General features: G+C 29.2%; 30 protein-coding genes. 14 read left to right on the top strand and 16 right to left on the bottom strand.

Features of this window, described 5'->3' with window-relative positions; translation table 11 throughout:
* The first annotated feature begins 48 nt into the window (after positions 1-48).
* Positions 49-1,419: a tetratricopeptide repeat protein gene (locus Q0762_RS06205; protein ID WP_298764888.1), complete on the top strand. Its 1,371-nt coding sequence runs from the start codon at positions 49-51 to the stop codon at positions 1,417-1,419.
* Between the two features lie 7 nt (positions 1,420-1,426).
* On the opposite strand, the gene Q0762_RS06200 is transcribed toward Q0762_RS06205, so the two are convergent.
* From Q0762_RS06200 to Q0762_RS06185, 4 genes are read right to left on the bottom strand one after another with little or no spacing between them, the layout of a single operon-like run.
* On the bottom strand, positions 1,427-2,377 hold the full coding sequence (locus tag Q0762_RS06200) for a succinylglutamate desuccinylase/aspartoacylase family protein (RefSeq protein WP_298764885.1): 951 nt from the start codon (positions 2,375-2,377) through the stop codon (positions 1,427-1,429).
* Positions 2,367-3,242 carry a 30S ribosomal protein S6--L-glutamate ligase gene (rimK, locus tag Q0762_RS06195; RefSeq protein ID WP_298764883.1) on the bottom strand — a complete coding sequence of 292 codons (876 nt, stop codon included), beginning with the start codon at positions 3,240-3,242 and terminating at the stop codon, positions 2,367-2,369. Before rimK ends, Q0762_RS06200 begins: the two co-directional genes overlap by 11 nt.
* Entirely contained in the window at positions 3,239-3,679 is a 441-nt protein-coding gene (locus tag Q0762_RS06190; protein ID WP_298764880.1) for a RimK/LysX family protein, read from the bottom strand. The genes rimK and Q0762_RS06190 overlap by 4 nt, the downstream gene beginning before the upstream one ends.
* 59 nt (positions 3,680-3,738) lie before the next feature.
* The gene (locus tag Q0762_RS06185) at positions 3,739-5,295 is read right to left on the bottom strand and encodes an NAD(P)/FAD-dependent oxidoreductase (protein WP_298764878.1); all 1,557 of its coding nucleotides are present in this window, start codon (positions 5,293-5,295) and stop codon (positions 3,739-3,741) included.
* Between the two features lie 753 nt (positions 5,296-6,048).
* On the opposite strand from Q0762_RS06185, the gene Q0762_RS06180 reads away from it, so the two are divergent.
* Positions 6,049-6,810 (top strand): DsbA family protein, encoded by a 762-nt coding sequence (locus Q0762_RS06180; RefSeq protein WP_298764876.1) that lies wholly within the window; start codon positions 6,049-6,051, stop codon positions 6,808-6,810.
* Between the two features lie 352 nt (positions 6,811-7,162).
* Here Q0762_RS06180 and arsB read toward each other — a convergent pair whose 3' ends face one another.
* The 6 genes from arsB to Q0762_RS06150 form a co-directional block, all read right to left on the bottom strand.
* Entirely contained in the window at positions 7,163-8,197 is a 1,035-nt protein-coding gene (gene arsB / locus Q0762_RS06175; protein WP_298764874.1) for an ACR3 family arsenite efflux transporter, read from the bottom strand.
* Between the two features lie 3 nt (positions 8,198-8,200).
* Entirely contained in the window at positions 8,201-8,833 is a 633-nt protein-coding gene (locus Q0762_RS06170; RefSeq protein WP_298764873.1) for a protein-tyrosine-phosphatase, read from the bottom strand.
* 54 nt (positions 8,834-8,887) lie between these two features.
* Positions 8,888-9,220 (bottom strand): metalloregulator ArsR/SmtB family transcription factor, encoded by a 333-nt coding sequence (locus Q0762_RS06165; RefSeq protein ID WP_298764872.1) that lies wholly within the window; start codon positions 9,218-9,220, stop codon positions 8,888-8,890.
* A gap of 206 nt (positions 9,221-9,426) precedes the next feature.
* Positions 9,427-10,293 (bottom strand): peptide chain release factor N(5)-glutamine methyltransferase, encoded by an 867-nt coding sequence (gene prmC / locus Q0762_RS06160; RefSeq protein ID WP_298764870.1) that lies wholly within the window; start codon positions 10,291-10,293, stop codon positions 9,427-9,429.
* A 4-nt stretch (positions 10,294-10,297) separates the two neighbouring features.
* Positions 10,298-11,722, bottom strand: coding sequence for a cardiolipin synthase (gene cls / locus Q0762_RS06155; RefSeq protein WP_298764868.1), 1,425 nt, complete (start codon positions 11,720-11,722; stop codon positions 10,298-10,300).
* Positions 11,723-11,725: 3 nt separating this feature from the next.
* Positions 11,726-12,217, bottom strand: a complete 492-nt coding sequence (locus tag Q0762_RS06150; protein WP_298764866.1) for a GNAT family N-acetyltransferase — start codon at positions 12,215-12,217, stop codon at positions 11,726-11,728.
* A gap of 51 nt (positions 12,218-12,268) precedes the next feature.
* Between Q0762_RS06150 and Q0762_RS06145 the strand changes: the two genes are divergently transcribed.
* From Q0762_RS06145 to Q0762_RS06125, 5 genes are all read left to right on the top strand, one after another.
* The gene (locus Q0762_RS06145; RefSeq protein WP_298764864.1) at positions 12,269-12,727 is read left to right on the top strand and encodes an LEA type 2 family protein; all 459 of its coding nucleotides are present in this window, start codon (positions 12,269-12,271) and stop codon (positions 12,725-12,727) included.
* Positions 12,728-12,741: 14 nt separating this feature from the next.
* Positions 12,742-13,905, top strand: a complete 1,164-nt coding sequence (gene ribD / locus Q0762_RS06140; RefSeq protein WP_298764862.1) for a bifunctional diaminohydroxyphosphoribosylaminopyrimidine deaminase/5-amino-6-(5-phosphoribosylamino)uracil reductase RibD — start codon at positions 12,742-12,744, stop codon at positions 13,903-13,905.
* Positions 13,898-14,503: an HAD-IA family hydrolase gene (locus tag Q0762_RS06135; RefSeq protein WP_298764861.1), complete on the top strand. Its 606-nt coding sequence runs from the start codon at positions 13,898-13,900 to the stop codon at positions 14,501-14,503. The genes ribD and Q0762_RS06135 overlap by 8 nt, the downstream gene beginning before the upstream one ends.
* A 1-nt stretch (position 14,504) precedes the next feature.
* Positions 14,505-15,365, top strand: a complete 861-nt coding sequence (locus tag Q0762_RS06130; protein ID WP_298764860.1) for a DMT family transporter — start codon at positions 14,505-14,507, stop codon at positions 15,363-15,365.
* Between the two features lie 146 nt (positions 15,366-15,511).
* A complete protein-coding gene (locus Q0762_RS06125; RefSeq protein ID WP_298764857.1) occupies positions 15,512-16,114 on the top strand; it encodes a YigZ family protein in 603 nt (200 codons plus the stop codon).
* Between the two features lie 4 nt (positions 16,115-16,118).
* Here Q0762_RS06125 and Q0762_RS06120 read toward each other — a convergent pair whose 3' ends face one another.
* Positions 16,119-16,517 carry a thioesterase family protein gene (locus Q0762_RS06120; RefSeq protein WP_298764855.1) on the bottom strand — a complete coding sequence of 133 codons (399 nt, stop codon included), beginning with the start codon at positions 16,515-16,517 and terminating at the stop codon, positions 16,119-16,121.
* A 169-nt stretch (positions 16,518-16,686) separates the two neighbouring features.
* Here Q0762_RS06120 and dnaA point away from each other — a divergent pair, with 169 nt between their 5' ends.
* The 3 genes from dnaA (at position 16,687) to Q0762_RS06105 (ending at position 19,447) form a co-directional block, all read left to right on the top strand.
* Positions 16,687-18,114: a chromosomal replication initiator protein DnaA gene (dnaA, locus tag Q0762_RS06115; protein ID WP_298764853.1), complete on the top strand. Its 1,428-nt coding sequence runs from the start codon at positions 16,687-16,689 to the stop codon at positions 18,112-18,114.
* A 94-nt stretch (positions 18,115-18,208) separates the two neighbouring features.
* Positions 18,209-18,661 carry a low molecular weight protein-tyrosine-phosphatase gene (locus Q0762_RS06110; RefSeq protein ID WP_298764851.1) on the top strand — a complete coding sequence of 151 codons (453 nt, stop codon included), beginning with the start codon at positions 18,209-18,211 and terminating at the stop codon, positions 18,659-18,661.
* Between the two features lie 81 nt (positions 18,662-18,742).
* Positions 18,743-19,447: an SAM-dependent methyltransferase gene (locus tag Q0762_RS06105; protein WP_298764848.1), complete on the top strand. Its 705-nt coding sequence runs from the start codon at positions 18,743-18,745 to the stop codon at positions 19,445-19,447.
* On the opposite strand, the gene Q0762_RS06100 is transcribed toward Q0762_RS06105, so the two are convergent.
* The 5 genes from Q0762_RS06100 to dapF form a co-directional block, all read right to left on the bottom strand.
* Positions 19,448-19,948 (bottom strand): peptidoglycan-binding protein LysM, encoded by a 501-nt coding sequence (locus tag Q0762_RS06100; RefSeq protein ID WP_298764846.1) that lies wholly within the window; start codon positions 19,946-19,948, stop codon positions 19,448-19,450.
* Positions 19,949-20,118: 170 nt separating this feature from the next.
* Complete coding sequence (locus Q0762_RS06095; protein WP_298764844.1) at positions 20,119-21,027, bottom strand: DUF2279 domain-containing protein; 909 nt, start codon at positions 21,025-21,027, stop codon at positions 20,119-20,121.
* A 42-nt stretch (positions 21,028-21,069) separates the two neighbouring features.
* Positions 21,070-22,095 (bottom strand): endolytic transglycosylase MltG, encoded by a 1,026-nt coding sequence (gene mltG / locus Q0762_RS06090; RefSeq protein ID WP_298764842.1) that lies wholly within the window; start codon positions 22,093-22,095, stop codon positions 21,070-21,072.
* Positions 22,096-22,119: 24 nt separating this feature from the next.
* A complete protein-coding gene (locus tag Q0762_RS06085; protein ID WP_298764839.1) occupies positions 22,120-22,644 on the bottom strand; it encodes a GNAT family protein in 525 nt (174 codons plus the stop codon).
* Positions 22,637-23,413, bottom strand: coding sequence for a diaminopimelate epimerase (gene dapF / locus Q0762_RS06080; protein ID WP_298764836.1), 777 nt, complete (start codon positions 23,411-23,413; stop codon positions 22,637-22,639). The genes Q0762_RS06085 and dapF overlap by 8 nt, the downstream gene beginning before the upstream one ends.
* 131 nt (positions 23,414-23,544) lie before the next feature.
* Here dapF and Q0762_RS06075 point away from each other — a divergent pair, with 131 nt between their 5' ends.
* From Q0762_RS06075 to Q0762_RS06060, 4 genes are all read left to right on the top strand, one after another.
* Positions 23,545-24,936 (top strand): trypsin-like peptidase domain-containing protein, encoded by a 1,392-nt coding sequence (locus tag Q0762_RS06075; RefSeq protein ID WP_298764833.1) that lies wholly within the window; start codon positions 23,545-23,547, stop codon positions 24,934-24,936.
* Between the two features lie 183 nt (positions 24,937-25,119).
* Positions 25,120-25,473, top strand: coding sequence for a DoxX family protein (locus Q0762_RS06070; RefSeq protein ID WP_298764831.1), 354 nt, complete (start codon positions 25,120-25,122; stop codon positions 25,471-25,473).
* Complete coding sequence (locus tag Q0762_RS06065; RefSeq protein ID WP_298764829.1) at positions 25,473-25,790, top strand: OsmC family protein; 318 nt, start codon at positions 25,473-25,475, stop codon at positions 25,788-25,790. The genes Q0762_RS06070 and Q0762_RS06065 overlap by 1 nt, the downstream gene beginning before the upstream one ends.
* A 105-nt stretch (positions 25,791-25,895) precedes the next feature.
* Positions 25,896-26,432 carry an NAD(P)H-dependent oxidoreductase gene (locus tag Q0762_RS06060; protein ID WP_298764826.1) on the top strand — a complete coding sequence of 179 codons (537 nt, stop codon included), beginning with the start codon at positions 25,896-25,898 and terminating at the stop codon, positions 26,430-26,432.
* Positions 26,433-26,434: the final 2 nt, after the last annotated feature.

Genomic DNA, 26,434 nt, shown 5'->3' with positions numbered 1-26,434 from the left:
GCCATTATTAATGTAGTTTTAATCGGGCAATTCAAAGCTTAAATAATTATGTCGCATATAAAGTTTGAATCGATGCTAAAAACCAATAGCATTTATTTTTTTGATTTGGTTGAATTCGAAGAGATAATTATCCATTATTTAGATGTGGGTAAAATTTCTTTGGCAAAAAAAGCGTTGCAATTAGGCTTAGAACAGCACCCAACTTCTGTAGATTTAAAGTTGTTGCAAGTAGAGTTGTATTTAACAGATAATGAGGTAGATAAAGCTTCTAAACTTTTAAAAAGAATTGCCTTAATTTCTCCTAATAATGATGAGGTTTATATTCAAAAAGCCACAATAGCTTCTAAAAAAGGTTTGCATAAAGAAGCGATAGTTTATCTTGAAAAAGCATTAACTTTAACTAATGAACCTTTTGATATTTGGTCTTTGTTAGGAATGGAGTTTCTGTATTTAGATAATTTTGAAGAGGCACGTATTAATTTTGAAAAATGTGTTGCAGAAGATTTAGAAGATTATGCAGCATTGTATAATATTGTGTATTGTTTTGATATTGAAGAAAAACACAACGAAGCCATAACTTATTTAACTGCTTATGTAGACAAAAATCCGTATTGCGAAGTTGCGTGGCACCAAATAGGAAGGCAGTATTTTATTTTAAAAAGGTATCATAAGGCATTACAAGCTTTTGATTATGCTGTTTTAATTGATGAAACTTTTATTGGTGGATATTTAGAAAAAGCAAAAACGTTAGAGCAATTAGGTAATTATAAAGAGGCGATAGATAATTATTTAATTAGTTTAGAGCTTGGAGACCCAACTTCATTTGCCTATGTAAGAGTAGGAGAGTGTTACCAAAAATTAGGACAATTAGATACTGCAATTACCTATTATAAAAAAGCAATACATGAAGATCCGCTTTTAGATAAAGGTTGGATTTTGTTAACCAATATTTATGCTGATCAAAAAAAATATCAAAAAGCATTATATTACTTATCAAAAGCCATAGAGATAGAAGATGATAATGCATTATATTGGAAACGTTATGCAGAAATAAACTTAAAACTTAGTTTTTTTGAAGAGGCTATTGTTGGTTTTAGCAACTGTTTGCAATTAGGCGATATTTCTTTAGAAATTTATATTGGTTTAGCAGATGTTTTAATTTTTTTAGGTGAGTTTAAAGAAGCTTTACGTATTATTTTTGAAGCATATAAATCTTGTGGAAATCTTGCTGAAATTTCATATCGTTTTGCAGGTTTATTTTCTATTTTAAATAAAGAGCGTTATGCAAAAACGCATTTAATTTCTGGATTAGAAACAGATTTCGATTACCATATTGTTTTACAAGAATTATTTCCTTCACTGTCAGAAAAAAGTAATTTTAAAAAGATAATTGCTACATTTAAAAAAGCAAATGAGTAATAAAATATTATTTTTCTACACTTAAATGAAATAAAGCATCACCTTTATTTACAATTGGCGTTTTATTTATGCAAAAAACATAGCTATCAAAAGGAGCATAAACTTTTTTTTTAAATTCACCAAAAGGGTCTTGTATTACACCTAAAACTTCTTTCTTTTTTACAAAACTACCATTGGCAATGCTAATTTTAAACATGCCAGAATCAGAAGCTCTTAACCATTTAGAGTTTTTTACATAAATAGGTGTTTCTCTAACAGCAATTTCTCCAGAGATTAGTCCTAAATGTATCAAAACATTTCTAGTGCCATTTACACCTTCATTAATAATAGTCGGGTTTAATTCATTTGATTTTCCACCTTCAAAAAGCAACACTGTTTTACCCATTTTGTGTAAGGTTTCTCTAAGGGATTTAATGATAGTATTAGAATACATAATCATTGGTGGATTAAATATTTTTGCCAACTCTAAACCCTTTTCGTCATCTTTATTACAACGAATTTGAGCCACATTATCTCGTTCTCCACCACCAGTATGAAAATCGATAACATAATCTACAAAAGGAGCTATTTTTTCTGAAAATTGATAGGCAAATTGGCTGGCTAAAGAACCGTTTTGAGTGCCAGGAAACATGCGGTTTAAATCTCTACCATCAGGAAACTCTCTAGTTTGAATTAAATACCCAAAAATATTAAACACAGGAATGCATATAATAGTACCTTTTTGAGGTTTGTTTAATTTTAAATTTATAATTTCTCTAATAATACCAACACCATTGGTTTCATCTCCATGAATACCTGCTAGCAATAAAACTACAGGTCCTGGGTTTTTAGAATGTTCTATAATTACAGGAACATTTACAGTAGTTCTGGTATGTAATTTGGCAACTTTTAAATCAATTATGGTTCTTTTACCTTCAGGAATATCTTTGCCTAATATTTTAAATGGATTACTCGACATGTAATTCTAAATAACGTATAATTTCTTTTGCAATATTTTTTCCTGTGGCAACTTCAATACCTTCTAAACCGGGAGAAGAGTTTACTTCTAAAACTAACGGACCTTTAGAAGATTGTAACATATCTACACCTGCAATACCTAAGCCCATTGCTTTGGTTGCTTTTAGAGCAGTTCTCTCTTCTTCTTCTGTTAACTCTATAACAGTTGCATTGCCACCTCTATGTAAATTAGAACGAAATTCTCCTTCTTTTCCCTGACGTTTCATAGCGCCAATAACTTTACCATCTACTACAAATGCTCTAATATCTGCACCGCCAGCCTCTTTAATAAATTGTTGAGCTATTACTCTTGCGCCCAAACCATTAAAAGCTTCTAAAACAGAAGTTGCTGCGTTTTTAGTTTCTGCTAAAACTACGCCTAAACCTTGGGTTCCTTCCAGTAATTTTAAAACCATAGGTGCACCACCAACAGAATCTACAACATGCTCTACATCTTTAGTGTAGTTGGTAAAAACCGTTTTTGGTAAACCTACACCAGCTCTAGCTAAAATTTGCAAACTGCTTAATTTATCTCTACTTCTGGTTAAGGCTTGCGAGGTTACAGAAGTAAAAACTTTCATCATTTCAAACTGACGAATTACTGCTGTACCGTAAAAAGTTACAGACGCCCCAATTCTTGGAATAATAGCGTCTATGTTAGATAAATATGCGCCTTTATAATAAATTTTAGGCGATTTTTTCTCAATAACAATATCACATTTTAAATGGTCTACAACAAAAACCTCATGGTTTCTTTTTTCTGCAGCTTCCACTAATCTTTTGGTTGAATAGAGTTTTGGATTTCTAGATAAAATTACAATTCTCATGTATTTTTGTATTTTAATTTGTGTGATATGTTTTTTTTTGCGGTGTCAATCACAAATTTTTTGTTTAAAAATTTTCTTCCCAATAAAACGGGGAATTTCATCTTTTTTCTTTCGGTTAATGTTAGATAAATATTAAATCTTTCATTAAAAATAATAATTTCTGTTTTTATTCTGTAACGCTCTTCAACAATACCATTAGAACTTTTTACTTTTTTAAGGTCATAAAACTTAGTAAAAAATGCTTCACTTTTGTATTGCTCATGTTTTTTATCTAAAACGTTATATTTAAGTACTTTTTCACCGTCTTTTATTGTTTCTTCTATATTACAGCAACTTAAAGAAGAGGTGTAGGCACCAGAATCTATTTTAATAGCTATGTTTTCTAAATTAAATTCAGGAAAATCTGCTTTATCTTCCCTTCCAATAATAAGTTTCATAAATATTATTTGTTTGCTGTAAATTTATAGATTGTAAATGGAATAGCCTTAGAAATCTCTTACAAATTTGCAATTGCCGCTTCTGCACAACGTTCACCATCCATAGCAGCAGAAACAATACCACCTGCATAGCCACCACCTTCTCCACAAGGAAATAAACCTGTAATTTGTGTGTGCTCTAAATTTTCTTTTCTGGGTATGTTTACGGGTGATGAAGTTCTAGATTCTACACCAACTATATTGGCTTCTTTGGTATAATAACCATGCATTTTTGAGCCAAAAGCTGTAAATCCTTTTCGTAATCTACCTCCAATAATTTTTGGTAAAAGCGAGTGTAGTGGAGCAGAGTTTAAACCTGGTTGATAAGAGGTGTCATTTAAATCTGCAGATAATTTACCATCTACAAAATCCGTTAGTCTTTGTGCAGGTGCCGTTTGTGTTCTTCCGCCTGCGTAAAAAGCAATTTTTTCTAAATCTTTTTGAAATTCTAAACCTTTTAAAGCGCCAAATTTTTCGTACTTTTTAAAATCTCTATCAATGTCTAATTCTACAACAATACCAGAATTGGCAAATTTATTATTTCTTCTAGAAGGAGACATTCCATTTACCACAACTTCACCATTAGCAGTAGCTGCAGGTACAATAAAACCACCAGGACACATACAAAAAGAATATACACCTCTATTGTTTACTTGATGCACTAAACTGTATGCAGCAGCAGGTAAAAGTTCATCTCTTTCTCCTGAACAACTGTATTGTATTTGATCTATAATTTCTTGCGGATGTTCTACACGAACGCCCATAGCGAAAGATTTTGCTTTTAAATGGATTTTCTTTTTATCTAAGAGTTCGTAAATGTCTCTTGCAGAATGGCCTGTTGCTAAAATAACAGAATTTACAAGCATTTCTTTGCCATTTTGTAAGTGAATGGCTTTTAATTTATTCTGCTTTATAATAAAATCTTCAACTTTGGTATTAAAATGAACTTCGCCACCAAAATTTAGAATTGTTTCTCTAATATTCTGAATTATTTTTGGCAACTTATTCGTACCAATATGCGGATGCGCATCAATTAAAATTTGCTCTGTTGCGCCATGAAAAACCAGGTTTTCAAAAATACGTCTTACATCGCCACGTTTTAAACTTCTGGTATACAATTTACCATCAGAATAGGTTCCTGCGCCACCTTCACCAAAACAATAATTAGAATCTTGATTTACAACATGATCTCTGTTAATCGCTTTTAAATCTCGTCTGCGTTCTTGTACGTTTTTACCTCTTTCTAAAACTATAGGTTTGTAACCCAGTTCTATACAGCGCAAAGCAGCGTACATTCCTGCAGGACCAAAACCAACAATGTGTATTTCTTTTGCGTTGGAAACATCTTTATAATCAAATTCATAGTCAGATTTTTCTGGAACCGGTTCATTAATGTAAACCGCTACTTTGTAGTTAAAAATGATGTCTTTTTTACGAGCATCTATAGATTTACGCAAAACTTTAACTGCAGAAATCTCTTTTTCGGCAATTTTAAGTTGTTTACTCGCTTTAAAAGCCAAAACGTTTTCTTTGCGTTCTTCTATTAAATTTACACGAAGCTGAATCTCTTTAACCATTTGGCAAAAGTACTTAAATTTAAAATGATTTTTTAAAAGAAATTTGAGTGTTTTTTAGAGGTTTTGCCAGCGCTGTTGTATAAAATTTATTGAATTGGCAGTCTTAAAGAAAATAAATGATTATGAAATAGAATGTAATCTTTAAGATTTTTTGATTATACAAAAAAACAATAATTAATTATACATTTTGTTGCCGGTTGTTTTTATTGATTAATCCAGCACCAAATTCATTTATTTGATTTTTTACAGCAAGTGATTTCAGATCTTGTTATATTCATCAATACTTAACTTTTTGTGGATTTTTTTTTACCGGATTTTCTATGTAAAATTCCAACTTTGGTTAATTTTTTTAATTTTTGAATCAGTAGCTATTAATCAGTCAGAATTGGTAGTTCAAGTTTTATCTTTTTTATGAAATATTTGGAATGGAGAAGAAACTCCATCAGCAATATCTACTAAAGTGATAAAATAGTTAACTTTGTAAGAATGATATCAAATGATTTTGAGTAACAAATTGAGTCAACTATAATTGATTTTCAGGAAAAGAAAATTCAAATTTATATAGATTTTTAAATGCAAATTAGGATGCTTTAATTACTAAAGATTTAAAGTATACAAATAAATTGTTTGGTGCTGATTCACAAGATTTAAACACGTATACGAAGTCTGTTAATTGATCATAAAACAATCAATAGAAAGAAACAAACTATTGTTTAAACTAAGTAATAGTCTGTTTTAAAAAAAAAACAAAATATGAAAACTAAAGAAAATGAAAGTTTCTTTTGTGATAAAGAAACAGGGGTTTGTTCTAATGCCCCAATAACTAAGCAACAAAAATCAGAAGATATTGATGCGATACAGTTACCTAAGACAAAACTGATTTATTATTATGATGCACTTTGTGGCTGGTGTTTTGGTTTTAGTTCAGTAATGTCAAAAATAAGTGAAGCGTATGCAGATAGATTTAATATTGAAGTAGTAAGTGGTGGTTTGTTTTTAGGAAATAGAACAGGATTAGTAAATGAAGTTGCGCCATATATAAAAGCAGGTGCATATAAAAGTGTAGAGGAAAGGACTGGTGTAAAATTTGGAGAATCTTTTTTAGAGGATTTGTTTGGTAAAGAAAAAATAGTATTAAACTCTTTACCTCCTTCAATTGCCTTATGCATTGTTAAAGAAAAATTTCCTGAAAAAGAATTGAAATTTGCAGAAATGTTATTGCATGCTGTTTATTTTGATGGAATAAATCCCATAAATCTGGATAATTACACTAAATATGTTGAAAAAATAGGATTGGATAAAGGTGAGTTTTTGGTTAAAATGAAAGATACCAAATACAAGAAATTAGCAGAAAAAGAATTTGAAAAATTTGGTGCAAGTAACTTTTCTGGAATGCCTACGCTAGTTTTAGAAACCGAAAACAAACAAGTTGTATTAACTAATGGTTATACAGATTTTGAAAATATAAAGTCTCAATTAGATCAGCTTCTTACTAGCCACTTAGTTAAATTATAAGTTAAGCTGCATTCCTCTTTAAGACGAATAAACGGATTTAATTTTAAAAATTAAAGACGAACTAAACTAATTCAAATTTTATTATACACTATTTGCTAAATCTGCTATTTTTTATAGAAAATAAGCGGTTTTTAATTATCTACAAACAAAGCTAAATTAAGTTTGTTCCTAAAAATATTTTTTCTAACATAAGGCAGATTGAAAAACTACAATATTAAAATTTTTAGAAAATTTGTATGCTTTTAAAATATTGAAATTCAATAGATTAATTGTATGTTTTTTTAATTAGCAGCACTAATATTATTTTGGACTACCAAATTTATATGGTAGTCCAAAACAATAGTTTTTTATTTTAAGAATAGTATTTTTTCTTTAACCAGAAAGAAACGCGAACCAATAAAATTAATGCAGGTACTTCAACTAAAGGACCAATAACTCCTGCAAATGCTTGTCCAGAATTTAGACCAAAAACGGCAATTGCAACAGCAATTGCTAATTCAAAATTATTTCCTGCTGCTGTAAATGCAACCGAAGTTGTTTTGTCATATGCTGCACCTGTTGCTTTAGTAAAGAAAAATCCAATAATAAACATAAGTGTAAAATAGATAAGTAAAGGAACTGCAATAATTAAAACATCCATTGGTATTTCCACAATCAATTCTCCTTTTAAAGAGAACATAACTACAATTGTAAATAAAAGTGCAATTAAAGTTAATGGCGAAATTGTTGGAATAAACTTTTTTGTGTACCAATCTTCTCCTTTTAATTTTACTAAAATTAGTCTGCTTAAAATTCCCATTACAAACGGAATGCCTAAATAAATGGCTACACTTTCTGCAATTGTACCAATTGAAATGTCTACAATAGCTCCTTCAAAACCAAAATAGGGTGGAAGAACGGTTATAAAAAGCCAAGCGTAAAAACTGTATGCAAATACTTGAAAAATACTATTTAATGCGACTAAACCTGCACCATATTCGCTACTTCCTTCTGCGAGATCGTTCCAAACCAATACCATGGCAATGCAACGCGCCAAACCAATTAAAATTAGACCAACCATATATTCTGGATAATCTCGTAAAAATGTAATTGCCAAAACAAACATTAAAACAGGACCAATTACCCAATTTAGAATAAGTGAGATAGAAAGTATTTTTGTATTTCTAAAAACCTTTGGCAACAAAGCATAATTAACCTTTGCTAAAGGTGGATACATCATTAAAATCAAACCGATGGCAATCGGAATATTTGTTGTTCCACTGCTAAATGAGTTTATAATATTTGGAAAAGTTGGAATAAAATATCCAAGTCCAACGCCAAGGGCCATTGCAACAAATATCCAAAGTGTTAGATTTCTGTCAAGGAAACTTAATTTTTTTGAAGCCATTTTTTAAGAATTTATTTGTGAAAAAACATAAAACATTTCAGTTGCTATTTGTACACTTCTTTCATTGTATTTTTCTGCTTGTTGTGGTGTGTTATCAAATGCTTTTGGATCTTTAAAAGTTATGGGAATACGTTTTTCTGCACCTGGAACAAAAGGACAAGCTTCATTTGCAGAATCACAAGTCATAATTGCAGCAAATTCAGATTTTGGATTAAAATCGTTATCTAACTTTTTTGAAAATCCTATTATGGGATGTTCATTATTAGCGTACTTAATGCTGTAAACAGGGTTTTGGTCTTTGGAAATTTTGTTTATTTGGAAACCAGAATTTTGTAAAGTTGCTGCAACCATTGGAAAAAGCGCTGTTGCTTCTGTTCCGCCTGAATAACAAAACACGTTTTTGATATGGAAGTAATTTGCCATTGTCTGCGCCCAAACTTGAGATAAATGACTTCTTCTTGAATTGTGAGTACAAATGAAATTGATGCGGATTTCTTTGTTTTCAGAAACTTTTGACTGAATAAAATCAGCCAACGGTTGTAAAACAGTTTTACGTTCGCTTGAAATAGTTTCTGGATGTAATGATTTGACTAAATTTTCTATTGCTGAAAATAAAGTTGATTTTGTTGTGGTCATTTTTGTAATGATATTAGTTTATTGCGATTATACGATTAATTGATTCAAATTTTTTTAACAGCAATCTTGTTTTTCTGTTAAGTCTTGATTTAAAAATTCATTCATTACTGTTTTCATTGCGGTCCAGTTTTCTTTGTGAATGCAGTAACAAACACTTGTTCCTTCTACATTACCTTTAATTAAGCCTAAATGTTTTAGTTCTTTTAAATGTTGTGATATTGTTGGTTGTGCTAAGCCAATTTCGTTTACCAAATCTCCACAAACACAGGAGTTAATTTTAAATAAATGTTGTAAAATTGCAACTCTTGCAGGATGACCAAAGACTTTTGCAAAAAGAGAAATTTCATTTTGTTGATCGGTAAACATTTCAGTTTTTGCTAATCCCATTTTTATTATTTATTAATTCATTGCAATATTACGATTAATATAGTAAGCCTCAAAATATTTTTATACGTCTTGGCAAAAAATAAATGTGCTGTTTGTGTGTTGGTTTTTATGCGTTTTTCGCATTGTGCACAACTCAAATAAAAAATTAAGTCTTAGATAACTTTATGATGCATAAAGATTTTAGTTTTTTAAAATTTAAAAACAAACTAAATGAATTCGCACTTTATCATTCTATAATTGCCAAAAAAATCTTTTTTCAATACGATATTAGAAAACCCTTTGTGCTTTAACATTTCTACAGTTTCTTGCGCTAAATATTGATTAATTTCAAAAAATAACAATCCATTTTTTGTAAGATGTTGTTTTGCTAAATCTGCTATTTTTTTATAGAAAATAAGCGGATTATCATCGTCTACAAATAAAGCCAAGTGAGGTTCATTCTCTAAAACATTGTTTTTAATTGCTACTTTTTCTAATACTCTAACATAAGGCGGATTGGAAACAATAATATCATACTTTGCTGGTAATTTGTCCGCTTTTAAAATATTTAACTCCAAAAAGTTAATTTCAACTTTATTTAATTTGGCATTTTGTTTGGCAACTTGTAAGGCTTTATTAGAAATGTCTATTGCAGAAATTTTTACATTTTCTAGGTTTTTAGCCAAAGAAATTGGTATGCAGCCAGTTCCTGTGCCAATATCTATAATATAAAGATTGCTTTCTTTTTTCTTTCTTCTCTCTCCTTCACTCTCTAAAAGAATCCAGGCGACTAATTCTTCTGTTTCTGGTCTTGGAATTAATGTATTTTTATTTACCAAAAAAGGCAAGCCATAAAATTCTGTATTTCCTAAAATATATTGTAATGGCTCTTCTTTTTTTAATCTATCAATAATTTTTTTTAGAACTTTTAATTTTTCAACAGCTATTAAGAAATTGGGTTTTAAAACAGTATCAATTCTTTGCAGTTGCAGTTTCTCTTCAATTAAAATAAAGAAAAATGTATCTATTTCTGTAGTTGGATAAATGGAAACCAATTCATCAGTAAAAAAAAATTTGAAATCTTTTAGGGTCATACAATTATAATAAAGGGCTAAAGAAACGGCACAAACGTTCTAAAGTTTTTTGTTTCTTAGAACGATTTTTAAAAGTTTCTAGGTTTATTTTTGTGGCTTTTGTTAGGCGTTCTTCAAACTCTAGTTTTACCTCTTTTGTTTTTTCTTTATCAAAGATAATCGCATTTAGCTCATAATTATGTTCAAAACTTCTACAATCAAAATTTGTAGAGCCTATAGATAAAATTTCATCATCTATGTAAATTACTTTACTGTGCGAAAAATCTTCTCTCAAATAAATTTCTACACCTGCATTTATTAAAACTTCAAAATAAGAATACATGCTATAGGTAGCAACTTTAGAATCTCCTTTTTTGGGTAATAATAACTGCACTTTAATACCGCTTAACGCTGCAATTTTAAATGCCTCTAAAATGGAAAATGTAGGAATAAAATAGGGGTTTAAAACACAAATACTTTTTTCTGCTAAGTTTATAAAACTTAAATATTGTTGCATAACAATAGCTTGCTTGTAATCTGGCCCACTATTTATAATTTGTAGTTTTGTGTGGCCTTCACTTTTATAAATAATATTGTATTTTTTGTTTTTGCTTAAATCTTTGTTGGTAGCATAATAGTAATCTTTTATAAAAGATTTGTGCAAATGAGATACACTTTTCCCTTCAATTTTAACATGAGTATCTTGCCAAATACCTAAATTGGTGTCTTTTGTAATGTATTCATCAGAAATATTTACACCACCCGTAAAACCAATTTTATTGTCTATTACAGCAATTTTTCTATGATTTCTAAAATTTAAAGAGAATAAAAAAGTACCATATTTTAAAGGGGTTTCTGGGTATATTTTACAACCGGCTTCTTTTAATTCTGTTATAGATTTCTTGTTTAAATAATAACTTCCAAAGGAATCGTACAGTATTCTAACTTCTACATTTTCTTTTCTTTTTTCTAGCAATAATTTTTTTATGCGGTTAAAAACTTTTCCATTTTCTATGATAAAATATTGCAGATGAATAAATTTTTCAGCTTTAGAAATGCTATCGCAAAGTGCATTAAAAGTTTCTTTTCCGTTTTTTAGAATTGTTACGTTGTTATTGCTTTCTAGCGGAAAATTAGTGTTATTGTAGATTAATGTTGATATTTTTTTTGCTTTTACAGATGCTAATCCGTCTAATTGAGAATTTTCTTTGTTCGTAAAAGAAGCTTTTATGTAGTTTTTACGTTTTTTAGTTTCTTTTAATTCAAAAAACTTTAATCGCCTTCTATTAATACCAAAAATTATAAAACTAAGCACACCAATAAACGGAAAAAAGAAGGTGATTAAAATCCAACTTAAAGATTTAGAAGGTTTTACACCAAAATAAAGAATGTTGTAAAATGCCCAACTAAAAAATAGAATATGAATTAAAAAAAGTGTGTAAAATATCAAATTTTATATTTTTTTAAGCATCCAAACATTACAAGAATAATGGTTTGTATTTCCCATTGGCCCATCTAAATGTTTAAAATTATTTTTTTTGTACAATTTTACGGCAGCTGTCATGTAAGGTAAGGTTTCTAAATAACAAGATGTAAAACCAAATGTTTTTGCAGTTTTTATACATTTGTTTATCATTTTAGAACCCAAACCTTTGCCTCTTGCTATGGGTAAAAGATACATTTTTTGTAATTCGCAAATAGTACCATCAAAATTATCTAATTGCGCAATACCTGCACCACCAACTACTTTATTTTGATGCTCTAAAACGTAATAAACCGCTTTGTTTTTTTGGTAGGTTTCAAACATTTTGTCTGTAGCTTTATCTTCATAAGCTGTGCCTACTTTTGGTGCGCCCATTTCTAAAATTACAGTTCTAATTACCTTAGATATAGCTAAATTATCTGTTGGTTTTATTTCTCTAATAATAAAATTTTCACTTGGCATTTATTACTGTATTTTTGCAGCAGCAAGTTACCTAATTTAATTTTTTTTTCGATGAAAAACACAATCTATTTTGGTCTTTTATTTTTAGTAATTACAAGTTGTTCTATAGACAAAGAACCCATATTTAAAAAAGTGGATCATATAAAAGTAATTTCTTTTAAAGGAGATACAATTCACTTAAAAGCAGAAGCTTTTTTTGAAAACCCAAATGATATTGGTGGCAAAATTGCTACAGATGGAATTAAGGTAATTGTAAATGGGGCAGATGTTGCCCAAGTATCTTCAGGAGAATTTAAAGTGCCCGCAAGAAAAGCGTTTGTAGTACCTTTAAAAGTGGTAATACCAACAAGAAAAATTTTTGAAAATAGCAAAGGAGGCATTTTAGGAGGTTTGTTAAATTCGGTTTTAAATAAATCTATAAAAGTGCAATTTAAAGGAGATTTAAAGTACAAAGTATTTGGTTTTTCTAAAGTGTATGCAGTAGATAAGGTGCAAGAAATTAAATTTTAAGAATTTCTTTAATCATGCAAAAAACACACGAAAAATTTATTAAAAGAGCTTTACAAATTGCTAAAAACGGGTTGGGAACTGCAAGACCAAACCCATCTGTTGGCGCTGTAATTGTATTTGATCATAAAATTATTGGTGAAGGTTTTACATCGCCTTATGGCGAAAACCATGCAGAAGTAAATGCTATAAATGCAGTTGAAGATAAAACACTTTTAAAACAAGCTACCATTTATGTGACTCTAGAACCTTGTTCGCATTTTGGTAAAACCCCACCTTGTGCAGATTTAATTGTAAAATACCAATTAAATACAGTAGTTATTGGTTGTGTAGATAGTAATAGTTTGGTTGCAGGAAAAGGAATTGAGCGTATTAAAAAAGCGGGAATTAATGTAAAAGTAGGTGTTTTAGAAAAAGAATGTTTGGCACATCACAAACGTTTTTTTACCAATCAGCATAAAAAAAGACCCTATGTAATTTTAAAATGGGCAGAAACCAAAGATGGGTTTATTGCTCCTATAAAAGATTTTAAGAATACATATTTAGCAGAAAGCAAAAGTGAAGAAAAAGTAAATAAATTTACTAATGAATTGCCAAATAAAGCTGAAAAAAGCATAATTCGTAATGACGCAAAACCAGTTTGGATTTCTAACGCTTACTCCCAACAAGTAGTGCATAAATTGCGCGCTAAAGAACATGCTATTTTAGTAGGTACAAACACTGTTTTGGCAGATAATTCAAAATTAAATGTTAGAAGTTGGTCTGGGCAAAATCCTATTAGAATTGTATTAGACAGAACTTTAAGAATTCCTAAAAACGGTAACATTTTAGACGGAAGTGTAAAAACAATTGTTATTTACGATGAGAATATTAAACGGAATAACAAGGAGTTTCAACCTCTTGAGAATACAATTTTTGAACAAGCAGATTTTTCCCCTTTGGGGAAATTAAAAGCGGCTACAGTTTGTAATATTTTACACAAACACAATATAATGTCTGTAATTATTGAAGGTGGTACACAAACTTTACAAACTTTTATAGACGAAAATCTTTGGGATGAAGCTTTTGTTTTTATTGGCGATAATTCTTTTAAAAGAGGAATAAAAGCGCCAGTTTTACAAGGAGATTTTACTCAAAAAAACATTAAAAACGATATTTTAAAAAAATATACAAATGATTAAAAATATCATTTTCGATTTTGGAGATATATTTATCAATTTAGATAAAAAGTTATTTGCCAAAGAATTAGAAAAATTAGGAATTTCTCCCTTAGATAAAAAATGGAAGCCCATTTTAGACGATTATGAAATGGGACTTATTACAACCGATAAATTTTTAAATTATTTTGAAGAAAAATTATCCATTTCTAAAGAAACGTTAAAAACAGCTTGGACTTCAATTTTACTAGATTTTCCAGAGGAAAGATTGCGTTTTATTCAGCAATTATCCAAAGAAAAAAAATACAGATTATTTTTGTTAAGCAACACTAATGATATGCATATTTCTTGGATTCAGAATAATTGGGGTATAGAATTGTATACCAAATTTAAAAATTGTTTTCAACAATTTTATTTAACGCACCAAATAAATTTAAAAAAACCCAACACAAATATTTATCAATTTGTGCTAAAAGAAAATAATTTAAATGCCAAAGAAACGCTCTTTATAGACGATACTAAAGAAAATACAGATGCCGCAAAAACTTTAGGAATTCATATTTGGAATTTAATTCCTGGTAAAGAAGATGTAACTGATTTAAAAACCAAAAACTTGCTATAATTTGTTTTATTTACTACTAAGTATTTTATTTTCATCGGGTTTATTTGTAATTTTTAAATATTTTGGCATTTATAAAGTAGATGTTCTAAAAGCTATTATTGTAAATTACATGGTTGCTTTTTCTTTGGGGTTTTTATTTGCTGAAAGAAAAATACCAATTACAGAAATTTATACGCAAAATTGGTTTCCTGGAGCTCTAGTTTTAGGGGCTTTATTTATTACCATTTTTTTTGTTATGGCTATGACAGCTCAAAAGAATGGCGTTTCTGTTACATCTATTGCAGGTAAAATGTCTGTTGTGGTTCCTGTTTTTTTTGGGGTTATTTTATATAATGAATCTGTAACTTTTTTAAAAATAACAGGAATTATTATTGCTTTAATAGCAGTTTATTTATCATCTGTAAAAGATGAAAAATCAGAAAATAAAGGCACATTACTTCTCCCCGTTTTACTATTTTTAGGATCTGGCGCCATAGATACTTTAATTAAATACATACAAAGTACTTATGTAGATGATAGAGATATTTCTATATTTTCTGGTACTTTGTTTGGTATTGCTTTTGTATTTGGAATTGTAATTTTAGGCATAAAAAGTCTAAAAAAGAGTACGCCTTTTGGTTTAAAGAATGTAATTGCTGGTATTGTATTGGGTGTTCCTAATTATTTTTCTATTATATTTCTAATAAAAGCATTACAAAATAAAAATTTTGAAAGTTCAACATTATTTACTGTGAATAATGTAGCTATTGTAATTGTATCTACTTTAATAGGATTGCTTTTGTTTAAAGAGAAATTTAGCGTTAAAAATATAATTGGTGTGGCTTTGGCAATTTTAGGTATTGTAATTGTTGCGATTGCTTAATTCTTTTCAGTATTAAATTATTAAGGTTTTAAAGATTGAAGGCTTTATGAAGATGATAAAAGGTAATAATTAATACAAACTAGGATTGGTTCGTTTTTTTTCTTTGGAAAAATTTCTGAAAGACAAAAAAGATAAAAAGCTACTTAATGGGCGATATTTATAAAACTATAGAAAAACCATCAAAAGAAACACTTTTTAAAGAAAAAGGGAGTAAGTTTTTTGGTTATGCCTTTCCTGTAACCTCTGAAGAAGAAATAAAAATAGCCTTAGAAAGTTTACAAAAATTACATTCTTCTGCAAGACACATTTGTTATGCGTGGCAATTGGGTACAGAAATACAAAGGTTTAGAGCAAATGATGATGGAGAACCTAATAATTCTGCAGGTTTGCCAATTTATGGTCAAATTCAATCTTTTGAAGTTACCAATATTTTAGTAGTTTCTGTGCGTTATTTTGGTGGAACAAAATTAGGCGTTGGAGGTTTAATTTCTGCGTATAAACTTTCTGCAAAAATGGCTTTAGAGGCGTCTGAAATTAAAGAAAAAACAATAGACGTGTATTATCTACTAAATTTTGATTATGACATGATGAATAAAGTACAGCGCATTATCAAAGAAAAAAAACTAAGAATTTTACAACAAAAATTAGCTTTAGATTGCCAGTATACGCTTGCCATTCGAAAAAAAAACGCAGAAGCATTTTTTACTATTTTTAATAACTTGTATAAAGTTTCTATTAAAAAACTATAGTAATTTAAAACCCTAAGCTTTCTAATAAATAAATTGGACAACGTGTAGGTTTCATTGTTTTAGAATTCATAAAAGCCAAAACAGAATTACCGGTACAAATTAATTCGTTATTTTGATTTACAATCTCATAATCAAATTCAATTTTAACCAAAGGTTTTTTCTTTAGAAAAGTAGTTATTGTTAGTACATCATCATACAATGCAGATTTAATAAAATTACAAGATAAAGAAATTACAGGTAGCATTATTCCATTCATTTCCATATCTTTGTATGTTACCCCAAGCGATCTTAACCATTCTGTTCTGCCCATTTCAAAAAATTGAGCATAATTGCCATGATAAACAACGCCCATTTGATCTGTTTCAGAATATCTTATTCTGGTTTTTGTTGATGATTTTTTCAATTGTAATAGATAAAATTTATTTTTTCATTTTACGCAAAAAAAAGTTAATAATCAATAGTAATTTCATTTTTTTATCCTGTTTTTTATTCACACTTTTGTATTGCCCTAAGAAACGCAAATTACTGCGACGTAATAATTATCAATAATCCCAAAGCATCCAATAAAATAAATGACTTTAACTGCTGAATCAGTTTGGAATGAATGCCTGTCTTTTATAAAAGACAACATTAAACCACAAGCGTATAAAACTTGGTTTGAACCAATAAAACCTGTTAAATTGTCTGGGGAGGCTTTAACAATTCAGGTGCCAAGTAAATTTTTTTACGAATGGTTAGAAGAACATTACATTAAATTATTAAGAGTAGCATTGGTAAGACAGTTGGGTAATGATGCGAAATTGATTTATGATGTTAAAATGGAAAATAACTATAGCAGTAATAGGCCGCAAATAGTTAAAATACCAAGTTCTAACAGAGATCCTTTAAAACCTCAAAAAGTTACAGTTCCTTTAGAATCTAACAAAAGAGAGTTAAGAAATCCTTTTGTAATACCAGGTTTACAAAAAGTAAAAATTGAATCTCAGTTAAATCCTAATTATAATTTTAACAACTTTATAGAAGGAGACTCTAACCGATTAGCACGTTCTGCAAGTATGGCAGTTGCTAACAAACCAGGAGGAACTTCTTTTAATCCGTTATTAATTTACGGAGGTGTTGGTTTAGGTAAAACACATTTGGCGCACGCTATTGGTGTAGATATTAAAGATAAATATCCAGATAAAACGGTTTTATACATTTCATCAGAAAAATTTACACAACAGTTTATAGATTCTGTAAAGTCTAATACCAGAAACGATTTTATTCACTTTTATCAAATGATAGATGTGTTAATAATAGATGACGTTCAGTTTTTATCTGGTAAAGCAGGAACACAAGATGTGTTTTTCCATATTTTTAATCACTTACATCAAAATGGTAAGCAAGTAATTTTAACTTCAGATAAAGCTCCTGTAGATATGCAAGATATTGAACAGCGCTTATTGTCTCGTTTTAAATGGGGATTATCTGCAGAATTACAAGCACCAGATTATGAAACTAGAATTTCTATCTTACAAAACAAATTGTATAGAGATGGTGTGGAAATGCCAGATGATATTGTAGAATACATTGCAAAAAACATAAAATCTAACGTTAGAGAGTTAGAAGGTGTTATTATTTCTATGATTGCCCAAGCTTCTTTCAATAGAAAAGAGTTTTCTTTAGAATTGGCAAAACAAATTGTAGATAAGTTTGTAAAAAACACCAAAAAAGAAGTTTCTATAGATTATATTCAGAAAGAAGTTTCTAAGTATTTTGATATGGATGTAGCCACTTTACAATCTAAAACAAGAAAAAGGCATATTGTACAAGCAAGACAATTGGCTATGTTTTTTGCAAAAAGATTAACTAAAACTTCTTTGGCAAGTATTGGTAATCAAATAGGGCAAAGAGACCATGCTACTGTATTACATGCTTGTAAAACTGTAGATAATCTTACAGAAACAGATAAGCAATTTAAAAAATATGTAGAAGATTTAACAAAAAAGTTAACCTTTTAATACTTTTATTTTTGAATTTTTCTAATGAATTTTATAGGCTTTCACTAGTTTATAAAATTCATTTTTTATTACAATTAATTTAAACTTTATAGTTATGAAAAAGATACTTATGGTATGTTTGGGCAATATTTGTAGATCTCCTTTGGCAGAAGGTATTTTAAAATCTAAAGTAAATTCGAATAAAGTTTTTGTAGATTCTGCTGGTACTGGAGCTTATCATGTTGGTAATTTGCCAGATTCTCGTTCTATTGCAGTTGCAAAAAAATATAGTATAGACATTACCAATCAGAAAGCAAGAAAGTTTTCTTTTGATGATTTTAAAGAATTTGATGTAATTTATGCAATGGATAAAAATAATTATCAAAATATAATAGCATTATCTATCAGTGAAGAAGAATTGTTAAAGGTAAAAATGATTTTAAACGAGGTTAAACCTAATAAAAATTACGAAGTTCCAGATCCTTATTATGGAGGAGATGCAGGTTTTGAAAACGTTTATAGAATGCTAGATGATGCCTGTGATGTTATTGCAGATAAATTAAAGTAATTCAAATTTTATTTTCAGAAGATTTTCTGCATATCCTATAAAAAAGCCTTAGTTTTACAATAGTACTTTAATTTTAAAAATATGTTTGGTAAGCTTTATTTAATTCCGACTACCTTGGGCGAAACAGAACCTTTAGAGGTAATGCCGTTATCTGTAAAAAAAGTAATTGAACAAATAGATTATTATATAGTAGAAAATGAAAAGTCTGCCAGAAGATTTATCAAAAAAATAAGCCCAAAAAAATCACAACCTGCATTACAACTTATGTCTTTAGACAAATATGCAGAAGAGTTAGAAACTAGAAAGTATTTAGATGTTTGTAAAGAGGGCATAAATGTTGGTTTGTTATCTGAAGCTGGTGTACCTGCAATTGCAGATCCTGGTGCTAGCATTGTAAAGCTAGCGCACGAAAACAATATTAAGGTTGTGCCTTTGGTAGGACCAAGTTCTATTTTAATGGCAATGATGAGTTCTGGTTTTAATGGACAAAATTTTGCTTTTAATGGCTATTTGCCAATAGACAAAACAGATAGAAAAAAAGCCATTAAAGATTTGGAGCGCTTATCTAATGATAAAAACCAATCTCAAATTTTTATAGAAACACCTTATAGAAATGATAAAATGTTTGCAGATTTAAAAACCACTTTATCACCAACTACAAATTTGTGTATTGCTGCAGATATTACTTTACCTTCAGAATATATAAAAACATTAGCTGTTAAAGATTGGAAACAACAACAACCAGATTTACATAAAAAACCAGCTATTTTTATAATTCACAAGTAATTATATACGCGCTTTTTTATCTGCAATTATGTTGGTTACATCATAACCATTAAACTTTTTTAAGTAAGATTTAATAGTTGCGCCATAAGCGTCTGAAAAGCATTTAGTACCATTACTTCTCAAAAACTTTTTTACATTTCCTGCACCGCTTAAGTGGGCTGCAGCTAAAATACCAGATGCTGTAATTTTAATTCCACTTATGGTTTTACCGTTAAAACGCTTAATATCTTTTCTTAAAATATATTTGTTTACTTTGCATAAAGCTACAAATGCCTTTTCTTGTAATTCTGGGTTTCTAAGAAAACTTTGGGTATCATAAATGCGAAAACGTTGCAGAGTAGTGCTGCCAAATTGGTATTTGCCTAAATATCCTAAAGTATTTACAACACTATATTTGCCTTGAGATTCTTTAAAAGCAAGTGCCTCTTTAAACGCTACAAAATCTTTTCTTAAGTAAAGCAGGTTTTTGTTTAATGGTTTTGGATAATTTAAAGTAACCATTTTAGCTACTTTAAAATTGCTTTTTTTAGTTTTTGGTGCTGCATTTATAAAAAGAAATACAATACTTAAAACAAGGATTTTATTTTTGATAAAAAACTATCTTTCTGTTTAGCGGGTGCAAAAGTATAACATAATATGAATGTAATTGATTATCAATATGTTAATTTTTTTTAAAAATACAAATAATGAAATTTTATTTTACCTTTGGTGTTAATTTCTAGGGTAGGAGACGGTATTTTTATGAAATTAACAACAGAAAACAAAGATTTTAAGATTTTTGATTTTGTTTTTATTTTAGTTAAATCAACATCCAAACTAACATAGAATTGTCTAAATGGATCTTGCGATAAAGAGTTTGTAGATCTTGTTCTGCTATATAACATACCTTCTGCGCCATATCCAAACGCAACATTTAACCATTTAGGAAAATTACTTTCTTTAGCAAAAGACCAGATATTTGCAGAGAGCCAATACGTTTGTCCGTTATAATCTTTTAAGGCTTGTTGTAAATAATTTTCTCCTAAAGTATTTGGTCTTAATTCTGCAAAACGGGTCTGGTTAAAAGAATATTTCATGATAATTCTTTGTTCATTCCAAAGTAATTCTTGGCCAACTAGTAAGCCTGTTCCTGTTGCATTTGCTAATATATCGCCTATAGATGCACCCCATTGTTTAGAAAAACCATCTAGCACTTCTACAGCAGTTAAAAAAGCGAAACCATAAGTAGCGCCATAAATTAATTGATTTTTTTTGGAAACTCCCGCCCAATCTAAAACGTTCATACCAACTTTACCAAAATAATAAGATGTCATTATATGGCCCATTTTATCCATCTGTTTCCAATCTTTATTATCATTTATAAAGTGAAAGTTAGATTGAGGAAAATCTTTATACCAAAGTTCATTTAAAGCCAATAAAGTTCCGCCGGCTAAAATACTTTCTGTTACAATAACACTAGTGCGCCTTTTTTTATTTAGGGTATCTGATTTTTTTAAAAATGGAGCGTTTTGTCCGTAAATAAATACAGAAATTAAAAGTAAAGTAATTAAGAACCATTTTGTGCGATTACTAAAATCCATTTCAGTATTTAAAATTCTTTTTTATGAAACTTCGGCCAACAACTATCTATTTATCCTTTGTTTATTTAGCCATCTATGGTATTTTGCCGCATTTCTATTATGCTGTGCCAATGTTCTTGCAAAAGCATGATATCCTATTTTATCTACACTAGCGCACATATATATATAATTGTGTTTTTGTGCGTTTAAAACTCCGTCTATTGCAGAAATATCTGGCATGGCAATTAAAGTAGGAGGTAAGCCTCTGTTTTTGTAAGTATTGTATGGCGATTTTATAGCCAAATCTGCCGTTAAAACTCTTTTTACAACATAATCTTGTCCTTTTTGCGCTTTAACACAATATATAATGGTTGGGTCTGCCTGCAAAGGAATGCCTTTTTTTAATCGGTTTAAGTACAAACCTGCAACAATTGGTCTTTCTGTATTTTTTGCAGTTTCTTTTTGTACAATTGATGCTAAAATAATTACTTCCTCTTTTGATAAATTTAAATCTTTGGCTTTCTGTAATCTGCTTTTGTTCCAGAAGCGTTTGTAAGCCGATAACATTTTAGCTCTAAATTGATTTGCAGGAATAGTCCAATACACCTCATATGTATTAGGAATAAAAATTTGTAAAACAGATTTTTTTGTAAAATTGTTATTCTTTAAAAATTCTTTATCCGTAAAACTTTCTAATAATGCAATAGAATCTGCAGCAATTTGAGAAGCTAGTCTACCCGAAAACTTTTCTAATGTATCTTGATTATTAAAAGCTATTTTTAATGGAGTTTGGTTGCCACTGCGTAACATATTTACCAAATCGTTGTTAGACATGCCTTCTTTTAAAACATATCGTCCAGATTTTGGGTTTATAAAATCTTTTCTTGCAGCAACCCAAAGAAAAGTGTTTGGATGCTTAGTGTAATCTTTAATTTTTTCTTTAATATCTATTAAAGTAGTATTTTCTTTAACAAACAATATAAATTCTTTTGTAATAGCTTTCCCAAAAATTTTTTGATAGTAGTTATAGCTTAAAATACTGCCTAAAGCTATAAAAAAAAGTAAAAGATAAAACGATTTTTTTTTCAATTGAAATAATTTTAGGTTGTAAAGTTACGAGTTTATCAATTGAAACAATAATTCGTCCTTAAATTTTCCTTCAGAAAAAAGCCAATCTTTTTTTACACCTATTTTATTAAAATTATTTTTCTCAAATAAACCAATGCTTTTTCTGTTTTCTGAAGTGATATTTGCATACAATTGATGCAAATTTAAATGAGAAAAACTATAATTTATTACAAGTGCTAGTGCTTGATTTGCAAAACCTTTACCTTGATAATCAGGATGAATTAAAATGCCAATTCCTGCTCTTTTGTGTTGTGGATTAAAATCAAACAAATCTATCATACCAATTTGTTTGTTTGTTTTATTTTCTTGTATTAGTAAACGCAGTTGTTTGGCTTCATAAATATCTAAATGTGCGTTTTCTAAATATTGTTTTAAAATAAATTTAGAAAATGGGGTTTGCGTATGACTTATTTGCCAGAAATTTTCATTATTTTCTATTTGATATAAAAAATCTAAATCTTCTGGCTCTAATGCCCTTAGTAGAATGGAATTATTTTTAATTTTATTCATTAATTACTATTTGTCCTTTAAAAACAAATGTTGCAGGCCCTGTTAAAAACACATTTGTATACAAGCTATTTTCTTCACTAAAAGAAACTTTTAAAAGACCACCTTCTACAGGTAATGTAACCTCATTACTTTTAGTTTTACCAGTTTTATGCATGGCAATTGCTACAGCTGTAACTCCTGTGCCGCAAGCTAAGGTTTCATTTTCTACACCTTTTTCATATGTTCTTACTCTAAAAGTTTTATCATCTAATTGCTCTGCAAAATTTACATTACTACCAGGATTATCATAAGAATATCTTATTTTTTTGCCGTTTTCAAAAACAGGATAATCGCTTAAGTTTTCTACCAATTCTACATGATGTTGGGTACCAGTATATGCAAAAACCGATTTTTCTTTGACTTCGATTTCACTTACATCAATCATTTTTAAAGAAACAATGTTATTTTTTACAGTTGCAAAATGTGGCCCATCATAAGCCATAAAATTAGTTTCAGTATTAATAATACCTAATTTTTTTGCGAAGGCAACTGCACATCTACCTCCATTACCACAAAAGGTTTGGCTACCATCTGCATTAAAATACAGCATTTTAAAATCAAAATTAAGATCATTTTCAATTAAAATAACACCATCTGCACCAACACCAAAGTGCCTATTGCATAAAAGTGAAATTTTGTCAGTATTTTCTTTTGGAAAGGTATTTGCTCTGTTATCAATCATAACAAAATCATTTCCGGTTCCTTGATATTTGTAAAATGCTAAATTCATAAACACAAATATAAGTATTTGAAGCGTAAATTGGCTTTGTTAAAAACCGGTTAAAGACAGTTAAAATGTAGTTAAACAGATTTTTTTAATCTGTTAAAATTATATATTTGAGTAATAAAAAAAGAATTAAAATGAAAAAAACAATCAGTTTTATAAGTATGGCAATTTTAGGAGGTGCCTTAACTCTAGGTGGTTATAAATTGCTTTTTGAAGAACCTGTAGTTATTGAACAGACTGCACAAACTCCATCATCAGAAATTGTAAAAACCAATTATATACCAACGTATAAAAAAGTAAATTCTATTGAAACAACTACAGATTTTACAGCAGCTGCAGAAAAAACAGTACATTCTGTAGTGCACGTAAAAAATACGGCTGTTAGAACTCAAAGCAATCCTTGGGCAGAATTGTTTTATGGCAGTGGTAGTGGTACTAGAAAATACGAACAAATTGGTACAGGAAGTGGTGTAATAATTTCTCCAGATGGTTATATTGTAACTAACAATCATGTTATAGCTAATGCTACTAATATTGAGATTACTTTAAACAATCAAAAGAAATATCCAGCAGAATTAATTGGTGCAGATGCTTCAAATGATATTGCATTATTAAAAATAAACACAGATATGGATTTACCATACACACCGTTTGCAAATTCAGATTCTGTAAAAATTGGCGAATGGGTTTTGGCAGTAGGTAACCCGTATAATTTAACTTCTACAGTAACTGCAGGTATTGTTTCTGCTAAAGGAAGAGATTTAGAAGGCAACAGAAATATAGAGTCTTTTATACAAACAGATGCAGCTGTAAATCCTGGTAATAGTGGTGGTGCATTGGTAAATACAAATGGAGAATTGATTGGTATTAATACTGCAATTTCTTCTAATTCGGGTTCTTTTATTGGATATTCGTTTGCAGTACCTTCTAATATTGCTAAAAAAATTATTGATGATATTTTAGAATTTGGTAAAGTACAACAGGCTATTTTAGGTATTAATTACGATCCTGAATTTGATCAAGAAGGTGTTAAGGTAATTGGTGTTGCAGAAGAAACAGAAAATGCGAAAAAAGCAGGTTTGCAATCTGGTGATATTATTAAGATGATAAATAACGTGAAAATTGCTAAATTTTCTGATTTAAAAGGGCAATTAACGGCAAAAAGACCAGGAGATTATGTAGCTGTTACAATTGATAGAAATGGAGAAACTTTAATTAAAAAAGTAAAACTATCTGAATCCATAGAACAATATATTACTTCCGTTTTTCAATGGGAATTAAAAGATTTAACAAAAAAAGAATTAAAAAAGTTAGGTTTAGAAAGTGGTGTAAAAATTATAAGAACTGGTAAAGATGATGAGGAAGAAAATTTAAACAACTACGTGATTACGAAGGTAAATGACATGGAAGTGAAAAACGCAAAAGAAACCGCTATTTTATTAGATAAATTAGGCGCAAATAGATATAGAATTACTTTAGAAATGCAAAATCCTAAAGGAGAAAAAGAACGATACACTTACCGATAAGAAATAGCTAAATATATTGTAAGCGTCTTAGTTGTAAAACTAAGACGTTTTAGTTATACCGTTTTTGACTTAAAAATTGACTTAAAACTGCTTATTTTCTAAATATTATATTTCCACGGAGTTATTTTCCTTGGTAAATAAATTAGAAAACCGTATTTTTGTTTATAAATAGAAGTATTTCAAATGAAAACAAATAAAATAGTTTATTACATAGCTACTGGTTTATTAACTCTACTAATGCTTTTTTCTGTAAGTATGTATCTTTTTAATAATGATGCCATTACAAAAGCATTTATAAGTTTTGGGTATCCAACCTACATTATTTATCCTTTAGCAACTGCAAAAATATTAGGATTAATTGCAATTTGGTTTGTAAAAAATAAAACTGTTAAAGAATGGGCTTATGCAGGTTTTTTCTTCAATTTTGTTTTGGCATTTTTTGCACATTATATGATTTCAGATGGCGAACAAATGGGAGCTTTAATCGCATTAGTTTTGCTACTGGTTTCCTACTTTTTCAGTAAAAAAATACAATAATGGCAAATTCAAAAGTAGTTTTAAGCACTAAAAAGTACTTGGCAGAAGCAAAAATGAGAAATCATTTTGCGGTAATAGACGAACCTGGTTTTTATGGAGGAGGAGATACAGGACCATCACCTGTAGAATATTTATTATCTGCAATTGGCGGCTGTGTTTCTATAACTTTAAGAATGTATGCAGAAAGAAAAGGTTGGGATTTAGGAGCAATTGCTGTAGATGTTACGCAAATTAAAAATGAAGACGGAAGTTATATATTATCTGAAGAAATTTCATTTGAGAAAGAAGTTTCTGATTATCAAAAAAAAGCTTGTTAATATTTGCCGGTAAATGTCCTGTTGCTAAAATGGTAAAAGGAGAAACACCAATAGTTACCAAGATTATAGAATAAATTAATAATTAAAATTCATCTTAATAACAGTATGAAAAAAATATTAGCTTTTGCAGGCACTACCAGTTCAACTTCAATAAATAAACAGCTGGTAAATTTTACTACTAACATTTTAACTAAAACTAATTTTGATATTCTAGATTTTAGGGATTTTACTGTACCAATATATAGTGAAGATGAACAGAAAGAAAATAGGATACCAGAAGATATTGTTAACTTTTCTAAAAGTTTAGATAATTATGATGGTTTTATAGTTTCTTTAGCAGAGCATAATGGATCTTATGCTGCCGCTTTTAAAAATATTTTTGATTGGTGTTCTGTAGTAAATGGTAAAATATTTAGAGAAAAGCCAGTATTGTTAATGGCAACTTCACCTGGTGCTATGGGAGGCAGATTTGTATTAGCTGCAGCTGAACAACGTTTTCCAAGACATGCTGCTAAAGAAATAGTCACTTTTTCTTTACCAAATTTTTCCGATAATTTTAAATTTGGTAAACTCACCAATAGTAGTCTTTTGGATGATTTGCAGAAAAAAGTAGTACAATTTGAAAACAAGATAAATCAATAAAA

The sequence above is a fragment of the uncultured Polaribacter sp. genome, assembly GCF_947495205.1.
In the GTDB taxonomy this organism is placed as follows: Bacteria; Bacteroidota; Bacteroidia; order Flavobacteriales; family Flavobacteriaceae; genus Polaribacter.
Note: the sequence above shows the minus strand (reverse complement) of the source record. Positions and strands in the feature narration are given on the sequence as shown.